This is a genomic window from Pauljensenia sp. UMB3104 (assembly GCF_030217285.1).
Lineage (GTDB): Bacteria > Actinomycetota > Actinomycetes > Actinomycetales > Actinomycetaceae > Pauljensenia.
Genome location: NZ_JASONN010000021.1, coordinates 23,817 through 36,182, shown reverse-complemented (window position 1 = coordinate 36,182; position 12,366 = coordinate 23,817). Strand labels below are relative to the sequence as shown.

The window sequence follows — 12,366 nt, the reverse complement described above, 5'->3', positions numbered from 1 at the left end:
GGAAGACCTCGACCCCTACCCGGCCACGACACGCCCAACCCCGCCCACAACACCTACACCCTCAAATGCGAAGAGCCAGATAACATCGTAGAATATACGCATTCTATATCATTGTTGGAGTTAGGGTCGCTTTGTTTCAGCGCATCGCCAGCATTGCACATCGAAGCTCGTAGGACCATCATCATACGAATCAAAGCATAATCATAAGGGATGCGCACTACCTTGTCGTTTCTGTGCAGCTTCACACCCAATTAGGGAAACAAAGCAGATCTGAAACACTCTCACCTGCCACATCTTTGGGCTAATACAAGAAACACCGCATCCACTGATGCCCATGCTTCAGTCAAGCATTAACCAATCACAACCATGTGACACATAGCAACAGCATGCGTACATTCTCAACTTACCACCATCGTTGCATTCGCCCGACCTATATCCACTACCCAAGAACACCGCGCGCAACTGAGAGGCCAACACACCCCTACGAAACCTTCAATAACAACGCTCGATGCTAGAATAGGAAATCTCGTAGCATTCACTACGAAATCATCTCATCAGAAAGGGACTCAGATGTCTTTTCAACAACACGCCGACCACTTTCTCGAATCAGAGGAGCATGATGACACAGCTGCAATTTCCAACTATGTAACACTCTTCACAGACACTTTTTCAGATCCAGTTGAGAGTCAACCAGTGGACCAAGGCGAGTACGTCTGGACCGTAAGGGAATGGAGCACTGAAGATGCTATTGAGCATCTATTCCCCTCCATCGAGCCAAGAACATTTACCGAGCTGGCCAACAAATTGAACTCTGAGAGCAGCTCCTGGGTTATGACAAAAGATTTAGAGCGTTAGTAACAACTTGGTACTTCAACTCAGCCAGAGCTCCATATACGATTCTTCTATCGTTAAGTAGTCCCGCGACTGTTAGCCAAGGCTGTAGTGAGAGTTTTAGACCATTGATGACTCGCGCTTTCCTCCAGATCTTCAAGGAATCCGTGCCATCTCACTATAACCAACACTTTCCCGCTCAACTTAGCGTTGCTAGCAACGTCATTTGCTCAGACATCACACCTCTTTACCTTGGTCTGCTGGGGGCCGCCCGTGGAACACCACGGGCGGCCCCCTTTCGCACATTAGTTGGCAGCACAGTGCCCAATGCCAATGTTTCCAGCACCACGCGTGCCACAGATGTGCATGGGCGTTGTTAGGGTGAAGCCATGGCAATCAAGACGCTCGATGAGTTTTTCGCGACAATCCCCGACGACGACAATCGGGCACGGATGGCGGAGGTGCTGAACTGGGTAACTCAACGCTACCCGGAGCTGGAGCTGCGCATCACGTGGAACCAGCCGATGTTCACCCACCACGGGACGTACATCATCGGGTTCTCGGCAGCCTCCAAGCACATGGCTATGGCCCCCGAGCGCGCCACCTTGATCCGCTTCGAGCAGGTCATGCGTGAGCGCGGCACGGACTTCGGCACAATGCTCGCCCGCCAGCCGTGGAATAAGCCCTTCGACTACGAGCTCCTCGACGCCTTCATTCAACACCAGCTCACCGAGAAGCAGGACATCACCTCATTCTGGCGTCCCAAGGAGCATGAACTCGCAGCCGCTGAGGCCGTCGCATCCGGTGCACATCCGCCCGCCGTCTGCGAGCGCAAGGCTGACGATGGTCAGCTAGCCGATTCTTTCCTCGAAGAGTTCCGGCGCTACGCTGACAACCCCACGCCCGGGCATCCGTTCGAGCAGCTCAACGAGCAGCTCAAGCAGGCTGTTCGCGACTACGAGGCGAACCCGGACGATGTGTACACGCTCGACGAGGTGAAGGCCGAGCTCGGCCTCGACTAGTACCGACGCAGCTTTGCTCCGCCCGGCCACAGCGAACACAAGTACCCACCCCTAAAGACAGCCCCTCTCCCCCACCCTACGGGCGCGTAGGATAGGGGGAGCAACAGCTGCGCCGCTGGCCCCGTCCCGCGGCGCTCACGGCCCAGCGACCAGGGAGCAGACATGACCGCCGAAGAAACCCCGGCCTCGTCGAACGACGACAAGACGGCACAGACGCAGGCGCAGACGACCACCGAAGCCCTCGAGTGGCACGCCCCCGTCCTGGTGCGCATCGACGAGCACACGACGATCCCCCACCTGCTCAAAGAACGCGTGCAGCGCGGCGCCACCCGCCCCCTCATCCTGCGCAAGATCGGCATCGGCGACACGTGGCGCTCCATCACCGCGCGCGAGTTCTACGACGAGGTGCACGCGCTCGCAGCCGGCCTCATCACCCGGGGCCTCGAGCCCGGCGACCGCGTCGCAATCATGAGCCGCACCCGCTACGAGTGGACGCTCCTCGACTTCGCGTGCTGGGCGGCCGGCCTCGTTCCCGTGCCCATCTACGAAACCAGCTCGATCGACCAGGTCGCCCACGTCCTCGTCGACGCAGATGTCCACCTCATCATCACCGAGACCGTGTCCATGGCGGAAATCGTGCGCGCCGCCGCCGAACGCGAAGGCCGGGACAACACCCACGTCCTCTCCCTGGATTCCGAGGCCATCGAGACCCTCATCGCGGAGGGCTCGGCCACCCCGCGCGAGCGCGTCCTCGCCCGCTCCGAAGCCCTCACGAAGGACGACATCGCCACCATCGTCTACACGTCGGGCACGACGGGCACGCCCAAGGGCACGGTCCTGAGCCACGAGAACTTCACGAACCTGTGCCTCAACGCCCACGCGTGGATGCCAGAGATCGCGGCGGGCAAGGACTCGCGCCTGCTCCTGTTCCTGCCGCTGGCCCACGTGTTCGCGCGCTTCCTGCAGGTCTTCCAGATCAGCGGCAATGGCGTCCTCGGCCACGCCTCCAACATCAAGAACCTGCTGGGCGACCTGGCGTCCTTCAAGCCGAGCTACCTCCTCGTCGTCCCGCGCGTCCTAGAGAAGATCTACAACTCGGCGGACACGAAGGCATCCGGCCCCAAGCGCAAGATCTTCCGCTGGGCGGCCAAGGTCGCGATCGCCTACTCCCAGGCCCTGGACACGGAAGAGGGCCCGTCGGCGTCGCTGAAGGCCCAGCACGCGCTGGCCGACAAGCTCGTCTACCAGCAGATCATCCGCCTGGTGGGCGGCAACGCGGACTACATCGTGTCGGGCGGCGCTCCCCTGGCCCCCTGGCTCGCGCACTTCTACCGCGGCGTCGGCATCCCCGTCCTGGAGGGCTACGGCCTGACCGAGACGGTCGGCCCGGTCTCCGTCAACACACCCCGCCTGTCCAAGATCGGCACCGTGGGCCCGGCCCTGCCGCCCATGTCCTTCAAGATCAGCGACGAGGGCGAGATCCTCCTCAAGGGCCCCAGCGTCTTCCAGCGCTATCACAACGACCCCGAGGCCACGGCCGCCTGCTTCACCGAGGACGGCTGGTTCCGCACGGGCGACCTGGGGTCCCTGGACCGCGACGGCTACGTGTCCATCACGGGCCGCGCGAAGGAGATTATCGTGACGGCGGGCGGCAAGAACGTCGCCCCGGCCGCCCTCGAAAATCCGATGCGCTCCCACCCGCTCATCTCCCAGGTCCTGGTCGTGGGCGACCAGCGCCCCTTCGTCGCCGCGCTCATCACGCTGGACGCGGAGATGCTGCCCGATTGGCTCGCCGCGCACTCGCTGCCCCCGATGAGCGTGGCGGAGGCTGCCACGAACGTCGAGGTCCTGGCCTCCCTGGAGAAGGCCGTGGCCTCGGCGAACGAACACGTCTCGCGCGCCGAGTCGATCCGCAAGATCAAGGTCCTCACGACCGACTTCACGGAGGCGAACGGCCTGCTCACCCCCTCGCTGAAGGTGAAGCGCCTGGAGGCCACGCGCCGCCTCGCGCCCGTCATCGACGAGATCTACGGCGGTCCTGTGCAGAACTGACGCACGCACGACCGAGGCGCCCATGAACGAGGCCGTGGCCGGCTCGCACTCCCCCGCTCAGTATCGGGGTTGGCGAGCCGGCCACGGCTTTTGTGGGTGGGCAACCTACTGTGAGGCGAGCGCCGCTGTGGGCGGCGTGCGGGCCGCTCGGATCGCGGGGTAGAGCCCGGCGACAGCACCGATGAGGAGAGTGGCGCCGAGGCCTGCGGCGATCACCCACCAGTGCAGGGTGGGCGGCCAGCCGTACGCGTAACACATGCCCCAGGTGACGCCGGCGCCGATGAGGCATCCGGCGAGTCCTCCGAGGAAGGACAGGAGCAGAGCTTCGGCCAGGAACTGCACGGTGATGTGTCCCCTCTTCGCGCCTAGAGACCGGCGCAGGCCAATCTCCTTGCGGCGTTCCAGGACGGAGATGATCATCGTGTTGGCCACGCCGATGCCGCCGACGAGCAGGGCGATCGATCCGACGCCGGCGAGCAGCGTCGTGAGCGTCTGATCGGCCGCGTTCTGAGCGGCCAGCGCGTCGGAGGGACGCGAGACCTTCAGACCGGTGGCACCCTGCGGGGCGAGCGTGGGTCCGAGGAGCCCGCGGACGTTCTCCACCTGATCCTCGCTGGAGCGCTCGTAGATCGTCGTGGGCGTCTTACCCGCGTCGAAGTACGTGCCCGCGGCAGCAACGCCGATGAGGGCGGCGTTATCGAGTTCTTCGGCCAAGGGAGCTGGGTCCATGATGCCCAGGACGGTGAAGGACATGCCGCCCAGCCACACCTGGGTGCCCGGCTCGACGACGCCGAGCAGCTGCGCGGCCTTCGAGCCCAGGACGACACCCGGGTACTTCGCGGTGGCATCGTTGAGCCACGCGCCCTTCTTCATGGTCCCGGATACGACCTTGAGGAGGTTCGTGTCGGCTGCCATCGTGATGATACCGCCGGTCGCGTTCGGGTCGGACAGGCGCGAGCGGTACACGGAGACGCCACTCAGCGTCGACGTCGAGGCCGCGTCGGTGACGCCCGGGATCATGAGGGTGCGCCCCACCGAGTCCTCGGGCAGGATGAGGTCCGTTCCCGACAGGTCCGCGCCGCTGCGCGCGGTCAGCATGTTGGTGCCGAGTGCCCGCAGCTGTTCTTGCAGGCGGGCCTGCGAGGAGGCGGAGACACCGACGACGCCGACCATGGCCGCGATGCCGATCGCGATGCCCAGGGCCGAGAGGACGGCACGCATGGGCCGGGCCCGCAGGCCCGTCAGGCCAAGGCGAGCAACGTCCGAGAGACGCAGCGCGGAGCGGCCGGTACCCGAGTTCTTCTTACTCGCCATGGCCACCTCCCGGGTGTGCGGAGTCGGAGACGATCTCGCCATCGCGGATGGCGATCTGCCTGGGCAGCGATGCCGCCAGGTCATTGTCGTGGGTGATCACGATGATGGTGGTGCCGGCCTCGTTGAGCTCGCGCAGGAGGGCGACGATGGACGCGCCCGAACGGGAGTCGAGGTTACCGGTGGGCTCGTCGGCGAGCAGCAGGGCCGGGTGCCCGATGATGGCACGAGCGATCGCGACGCGCTGGCGTTCGCCGCCCGACATCTGGTGGGGCTTGTGGTCCATGCGGTGCCCGAGGCCCACGCGGGTCAGGGCCTTACGCGCGGCCTCGCGGCGCTTCGCGCGCGGCACGCCCCGGTAGAGCAGACCGTCCGCGACGTTGTCGAGGGCGGAGACGCCGGCCGTCAGGTGAAACTGCTGGAAGACGAAGCCGATCAGCGAGGAGCGCACCCCCGACAGCTCGGTGTCACGCAGGGAGGACACGTCCGTCCCGTTGATGCACACGCTGCCCGAGGTGGGCCGGTCGAGCGTTCCGATGAGGTTGAGCAGGGTCGATTTTCCGGAGCCGGACGGCCCGACGATGGCGACGAATTCGCCCTCGTCGACGGCCAGGGACACTCCGTTACAGGCGTGCACGGGCGGGCTGCCGAAGGACCGGTGCACGTCGGTCAGTTGCAGGATGTGGCTCATCGGTTGGGCACCACCACGCGCTGGCCTTCGGCGATCTCGTCGCCGCTCACTTCGACGCGGTCTCCCGCGAACAGGCCGACGGTGACGGGAACCCGGCGAATCTCGCCCTTCTCATCCACGACCTCGACGCCGAATTGGTCGGAGCTGAGGGCCACGAGCGCGCCGAGGGGCACGGACAGCACGCCGGTGCGCGTCTGGGAGGTCAGGCCCAGGGACACCGAGGCCTCCTGCAGTCCGTCGAGGGCGGACGTATCGTCGGGGGTGACGGTGATCGGAATGATCCGTTCCTTGGTCGTCTCCTTGGATCCTTCCTCGCTGGCCTTCTCACGCGGCGGCTCGACGGAGGTGATCGTTCCGGTCGTCGTCACGGCGGATCCGGGCAGACGCACGGTCACGGAGTTCCCGACGACGCCGAGGGCCTGGTCGGAGAGCTTCAGGTTCGCGGAGATGACCTGCCGCGAGGACGAGGCCGTGAAAAGCTCCGTCTCCATCGTCGCGTTGTCGCCGACGCGGGCCTTGAGCGCGCCGATGCGCAGGTCCTCGGGTGCGAAGAGGACGGTGCCCAGGGGCAGGGAGCCGCTCTGAGTGAGCGTCAGGGCCTTCTGCCACTTCTTGATGGCCGCGATCGTGTTCCAGTCGAAGTGGGCGTTGGGCGTGGCCTCGAAGTAGCCAAGCTCGGAGAGCGCCGTCTCCAGCTGGGTGACGTCCTCGCCGTCGCTCATGCCCTCCTCGAACGCGCGCCAGGCCGGGGTGGAGCCGTGGAGCAGGTACGTGTTGTTGCCAGCAACCGTGTACACGTGCGATCCCTGGGTGAGGGTCGTGCCGGGCGTGGGCAGGGCGGTAACAACGCCCTCGAAGGCGCTCTTGAGGGTGTAGGAGTCGGCGTAGTGGAGCGTTCCCTGGACGGTGGTCTCCCCTACCAGGTCGCCCTTCGTGACGGTCGCAGTTGCTCCATCAAAGGATTGGGGAGCTTCGGCGTCCGCGTTGGCGCCCGAGCATGCGGATAATGTCAGCGCGCCGATCGCGAGGATTGCGAGCGTGGCCGCGGGGCGTGGGGTTCGCGGACGCGTCACTTGGCGGCCCCTGACTGCTGGAAGCACTTGTTGAGCACGTCCTCGGGGATGTCCTTGACGCTGATGCCTTCGCCGGCCTGCGGGTCCTTGACGTCGTATCCGGCCTCGCGCAGGCACTGCGCTGCCTTGACCATGGCCTCACGCGCGGCGGGGTCGTTCGCGACATTGTCCTCGCCGGTCATGCCGGAAACCTTCACCATGCACTCGTTGAGAGCAGAGTCGAAGGCGGGGTCATGGTCATTGAGCTGGTCGGGCGTCAGGCCCGTGTCGGGCACATCAAAGCCCTTCTCGCGCATGCACTGAGCGAACACCAGGTTGGGGTCGTTGCTGGCGGCGTTGGTGGCCGCCGCGCTCGGGCTCTTCGAGCTGGAAGGGGACGAGGCGGACGATCCGGTTGACCCGCAGGCGCTGAGGGCCGCCGCCAGGGTGATGGCGATGACGGCAAGGGCGCGCGTCTGTGCGCAATTCTTCATCGAAAACTCCTTGAGGAATGCTTATCGGCAATGGTTCTCACTACCTGCCTAGATTACATCCCACAAGACTGAAAGCTACCTGAAAACTATCCGGGAGCACGCGCAGAGTTTCGTCAGACAACCCTGAGAGCGCAAAAAGAGGCAGGGGACGCTCGCACATCCCCCGCCTCTGACCCGACACTCCTCCTCATCGGGCGCTTATTCGGTTAGTCTTCGCCAGCCTCGGAGCGAGCAAGGTTTTGCTCCAGGAGGGACACAATCTCTCCGTGCTTGACCTCGGTCAGGGTAACCTTCCGCGCAAAGACGATGAACGCCAGGACGATGACCGCAAGAGGAGCGTAGAAAGCAGCCGTCTTGAAGGTCTCAATGTTCCCGGTCGTCAGCAGGGCGGGGTCAACATCATTGGTCATGGCTGCCGCGATGGCGACGAAGCCGACGATGGAGTTCGACAGGGCGCCGGCGATCTTGTCGAGCATGGGACGCACCGAGAGGGTGACGGCCTCGTTACGCTTGCCAGTCTTCCACTGCCCGTACTCAACAGAGTCGGTGATCGTGAGGATCGCCGTCATCTGAATACACGTGGCAGGAAGGTAGAACAGGACCAGGGCGACAAAGACGACAATGAGGTTCGACGAGAAGAGAATGAACAGGACATATGCACTCGCCATGAGCACCATGCCACCAAGGTAGAGGTAGCGGCGGGGCAGGCGGCGGTTGATCGCCGGGTACAGGGGGGTCACCGCCAGGCCGATGACGAAGGCGATGATGCCGACCACCGAGTAGATATCGGGCTTCTGGAGCACGAATTTGAAGAGGTAGATCATGAAGCCCGTCGTTGCAACGTTCGCGATCGAGTAGAGGACGTACGAGAGGGAAGTCCACAGCAACTGATCATTGCGCGCGATCGCCTGGAATGCCTGCAGCGGGTTGGACTTATCGGAGGGATCGCGTAGGACGCTCTCCTCCTCACGAGTACCAAAGGCGACCGCGAGACAGGTGACGATACCAAGGATAGCGATGACGGCACCGAAGCCCGTCCAGCCTTCCTGGCTCTCAGAACCAGCTCCCGCAAGTGCACTGAAGAACCCAACCACGGGAACAACGATTGCGGTGACGCCATTGTAGCCGATGGAGCCCGTGAATGTTCCGAGAGCGGTGTACACACTGCGCTCCTGCGAGGAGGAGGACAGCGCAGGAATCATGCCCCAGTAGGAGATGTCACGCAGGGAGTACAGGACGTCAAGGACCACGAAGACGATCACAAAAACGACAATGAACACTCCTTTGTTGACATTGACAAGGCCGAACAGTCCGGTGAAGATCGCAAAAAGAAGGATGGATGATCCAACGCCACCAATGACTTGCCAGGGCTTGAATCGCCCGAAGCGCGAGGTTGTGTTGTCCACCAAGTTTCCAAGCAGTGGATCAATGAAGATCTCGACGATCCGAATAATGAAGACGAGGGCAGTGATGATCGCAATCATCGCCTTGGCCTCGGAGTCCTCATAGTCGCGGAACAGGGTCTGCGCCGCATAGTAGGTGACAAAGAATGTTGAGAGCGCGTTGTAATACGCAGCCTGCCCCAGATTACCGATCGCGTAGCAGATTCGCGACACCCAGCTCTTGCGCACGTTTTCTTCGTGTGCCATGGTCCCTCTCCTTCGAAGCAACTCTTGCTCGGACACGACAAGGTTAACGCATTTACCTGAGAATACCAATACTATCTAGGTCACATAAACATATCCATGTAACTGTATTGCGTCGATGCGATCAACAGGATACTCTGACCTCAGAGCACGATCGCTCCACCGCAACGTCGCACTTCCGGAAGGTCACCATGTTCCACACACTCACCGCCTCCACCCCCATATCAGCATGGCTCAGCGATCCGCAGATCTTTGCTGTCAATCGACTTCCCGCGCACAGCGCACACCGCACGAACGCCCCGACACAGAGTCTTGACGGAGCCTGGGAAGTCGCACTTACGTCAAGTTCGCGCATCGCTCTTGACTCCCCCACCATCATTTTCGACCAGGAAGCAGTCCACAGCCTTCCCGTTCCCTCAACCCTCGAAGCTGAGGGGCTATGGCCTCCGGCGTACGTCAACATTCAGATGCCGTGGGACGGCCACGAGAACCCTCAGGCTCCCAAGCCACCAGAGGAGTGCCGAGTTGCACTCTACCGGCGCACCTTCACCCTGCATGATTCCCTCCAGGAGTCTTTGAGCAAGCAAGGACACGCACGCCTACGCTTCGAGGGTTTTGCGACGGCTCTCTACATCTGGGTGGACGGCATCTTCGTCGGCTACTGCGAGGACGGGTACACGGCGAGCGAGTTTGATATCACGTCAGCACTGACGCACTCCCAGGACCACGAGATTATCGTCGCCTGCTACGAGCATTCGAGCGCCTCATGGCTGGAAGGACAGGACTCCTGGCGTTTCCATGGCCTCTTCCGCTCCGTTTCACTGGTAGCTCTGCCTGCCTGCCACGTCGCCCACCTGGCAGCCAACGCTGACTACGACGCGGACTCTGGCATGGGAATATTCAATGTCACGGTCGACCTCAAGGGAACCAAGGCCGACAGTACCGCAAGCGCCCAGCTCACCGATTCGAGCGGGACTGTTGTATGGAGTGAACACGTGCCCGCGAACGCTCCCAGTATCACGCTTCGGGGTGAAGTAGACGGCGCACACCCGTGGACGGCGGAGGACCCGGCCCTGTATACGCTGAGCCTCACGATTCATGACGCCGATGGAAACGATTGCGAGACCGTGACTCAGCGCGTGGGCTTCCGCCGCTTCGAAATCCTCAACTCTGTCTTCATGCTCAACGGCCAGCGCCTCATTTTCCGCGGTGTCAACCGCCACGAGTTCAATCCTTGCACGGGCCGAACGATGTCGATGGAGGACATGGTGACGGACGTACGCCTGTGCAAGCAGCTCAACATCAATGCAATCCGCACAAGCCATTACCCCAATGACACCCGTTTCCTAGACCTGTGCGATGAGTACGGCCTGTACGTCATTGATGAGACGAACCTGGAGACACACGGATCATGGTGCACGCCGGGCGACATCCCCACCCCAGCCACGGCGATCCCAGGATCAAAGATGGAGTGGGAGAGCGCCTGCGTGGATCGCGTCGAGTCGATGGTGCACCAGGATCTCAATCACGCCTCCGTATTGATGTGGTCGCTAGGTAACGAGTCTTTTGGCGGCGAGGTGTTCCACTCCATGTACCGACGCTGTCACGAGTTGGACAATTCCCGTCCTGTCCATTACGAGGGTGTCACGTGGGATCGAGAGTTCGACGATGCCTCGGATATTGAGTCACGCATGTACGCGCTGCCTGACGCAATTGAGGAGTACCTGCGCGATAACCCGGCGAAGCCCTATCTGTCGTGCGAGTACATGCATGCGATGGGGAATTCTGTTGGCGGCCTCAGCCACTACACGGACCTGGAGCGATACCCCGCGTATGGTGGCGGCTTCATCTGGGACCTGATCGACCAGGCCCTCTACCATGAGCCGACCGCCGGCTCGGGTGGCGAGTTCCTGGCATACGGCGGCGATTTCGAGGATCGCCCCTGTGACTGGGAGTTCTCCTGTGATGGCATCCTATTCGCCGACCGCACACCCAAGCCCTCGGCCATGGCGGTCAAACAGCTCTACTCCCCCGTCACTCTCACGCCGAGCATCGACGGAATCCTTATCGATGCCGTTGTCCTCCCCGCGCCGCTTGCCAACCTGTGTGTGCGTGCCCGGATCCTTGCTGACGGCGCGGTCGTCTGGGACAAGGAGGTCGCGGCAACAGGCATCTCCCGTGGGCGGAACACCATCAGTGTGGGATGGCCGTCTGAACTGCTAGCCGACACAACACAAGAGATCGTGTTGGAAGCAGCACTTGTCATCTCCTCCAACACCGCGTGGTGCGAGGCTGGGCACATTGTCTCCGTGGGCCAGACAGTGTTCTCCTGCCCCGAGCAGGCCGACACGACACCCAGTGGCCACGCCACATTCACCGTGGGCCGTTGGAACATTGGTATGCGTGAGGGCGAGAACGAGGCTTTGCTGTCGCGTACTGCGGGTGGCATCGTCCAGTGGCGTCGCGACGACAAGGCCATGGTCCTCTTCCCGCCCAAGCTGACAACCTTCCGACCACTAACGGACAATGATCGAGGCTGTGGGCACGGTTTCGACCGCGCGTGCTGGACCACCGCTGGAACCTACGCACGATGCGTGAACACCACCGTCGAAGAGACCGGCGAGGGTGTCGTCGTTACCTACGACTACCGTCTTGCGGGCATTGCAGATGTCACCGTGCCTGTGCGCTACGAGCTGCGCGCCGACGGCACGATTCGTCTCACGGCAACCTACCCGGGTGCGCATGATCTCCCAACGATGCCATGCTTCGGGATCGAGTGGGCACTCCCCTCGTCGATTGACCGCCTGAGTTTCTATGGCCTCGGCCCCGTCGAGGCCTACGCGGACCGCCTGGCCGGAGCAACCCTGGGCGTGTGGTCCCAGAGTGCAGCCGAAGGGCTGGCCCCCTACGCGGTACCGCAGGAGTGCGGCTTCCACCCCGGCATCCGCTGGTGCGAGGTAACGGACGACGACGGACACGGCCTGCGTGTTCAGGCACGCGGCGATCTCGGTGTCTCGCTCCTGCCCTATTCCTCCGCGCAGATCGAAAATGTTCGACACTGGTGGGAGCTACCGGAGCCCTCCCAGCGGCCCGCGACCTACCTACGTCTGCTCACTGCACAGATGGGTGTCGGCGGTGACGATTCGTGGGGTTCGCCGGTGCATGACGAGTACCAGATTGATGCGACCGAGAAGCAGGTCCTGGACGTGACGTTGTCTCTCATCTGAGAGACATTCAGCGGCGGCGGGTGTGAGGCAACTCCCCCGC

General features: G+C 62.7%; 9 protein-coding genes. 4 read left to right on the top strand and 5 right to left on the bottom strand.

The window, feature by feature from the left end; genetic code table 11:
* Positions 1 to 570: 570 nt before the first annotated feature.
* From QP415_RS08985 to QP415_RS08975, 3 genes are all read left to right on the top strand, one after another.
* Positions 571 to 855: a hypothetical protein gene (locus QP415_RS08985; protein ID WP_285099755.1), complete on the top strand. Its 285-nt coding sequence runs from the start codon at positions 571 to 573 to the stop codon at positions 853 to 855.
* A gap of 365 nt (positions 856 to 1,220) precedes the next feature.
* Positions 1,221 to 1,853: an iron chaperone gene (locus QP415_RS08980; protein ID WP_285099754.1), complete on the top strand. Its 633-nt coding sequence runs from the start codon at positions 1,221 to 1,223 to the stop codon at positions 1,851 to 1,853.
* Positions 1,854 to 2,015: 162 nt separating this feature from the next.
* Complete coding sequence (locus QP415_RS08975; RefSeq protein WP_285099753.1) at positions 2,016 to 3,905, top strand: AMP-dependent synthetase/ligase; 1,890 nt, start codon at positions 2,016 to 2,018, stop codon at positions 3,903 to 3,905.
* Positions 3,906 to 4,010: 105 nt separating this feature from the next.
* On the opposite strand, the gene QP415_RS08970 is transcribed toward QP415_RS08975, so the two are convergent.
* The 5 genes from QP415_RS08970 to QP415_RS08950 all read right to left on the bottom strand — a co-directional run bounded on the left by QP415_RS08970 (position 4,011) and on the right by QP415_RS08950 (position 9,102).
* Positions 4,011 to 5,219: an ABC transporter permease gene (locus tag QP415_RS08970; RefSeq protein WP_285099752.1), complete on the bottom strand. Its 1,209-nt coding sequence runs from the start codon at positions 5,217 to 5,219 to the stop codon at positions 4,011 to 4,013.
* A complete protein-coding gene (locus QP415_RS08965; RefSeq protein ID WP_285099751.1) occupies positions 5,209 to 5,907 on the bottom strand; it encodes an ABC transporter ATP-binding protein in 699 nt (232 codons plus the stop codon). Before QP415_RS08965 ends, QP415_RS08970 begins: the two co-directional genes overlap by 11 nt.
* Complete coding sequence (locus QP415_RS08960; protein WP_285099750.1) at positions 5,904 to 6,980, bottom strand: peptidoglycan-binding protein; 1,077 nt, start codon at positions 6,978 to 6,980, stop codon at positions 5,904 to 5,906. Before QP415_RS08960 ends, QP415_RS08965 begins: the two co-directional genes overlap by 4 nt.
* On the bottom strand, positions 6,977 to 7,453 hold the full coding sequence (locus QP415_RS08955) for a hypothetical protein (RefSeq protein ID WP_285099748.1): 477 nt from the start codon (positions 7,451 to 7,453) through the stop codon (positions 6,977 to 6,979). The genes QP415_RS08960 and QP415_RS08955 overlap by 4 nt, the downstream gene beginning before the upstream one ends.
* Before the next feature lie 206 nt (positions 7,454 to 7,659).
* Entirely contained in the window at positions 7,660 to 9,102 is a 1,443-nt protein-coding gene (locus QP415_RS08950) for a glycoside-pentoside-hexuronide (GPH):cation symporter (RefSeq protein WP_016461224.1), read from the bottom strand.
* 188 nt (positions 9,103 to 9,290) lie between these two features.
* Between QP415_RS08950 and QP415_RS08945 the strand changes: the two genes are divergently transcribed.
* On the top strand, positions 9,291 to 12,326 hold the full coding sequence (locus tag QP415_RS08945) for a glycoside hydrolase family 2 TIM barrel-domain containing protein (RefSeq protein ID WP_285099747.1): 3,036 nt from the start codon (positions 9,291 to 9,293) through the stop codon (positions 12,324 to 12,326).
* Positions 12,327 to 12,366: the final 40 nt, after the last annotated feature.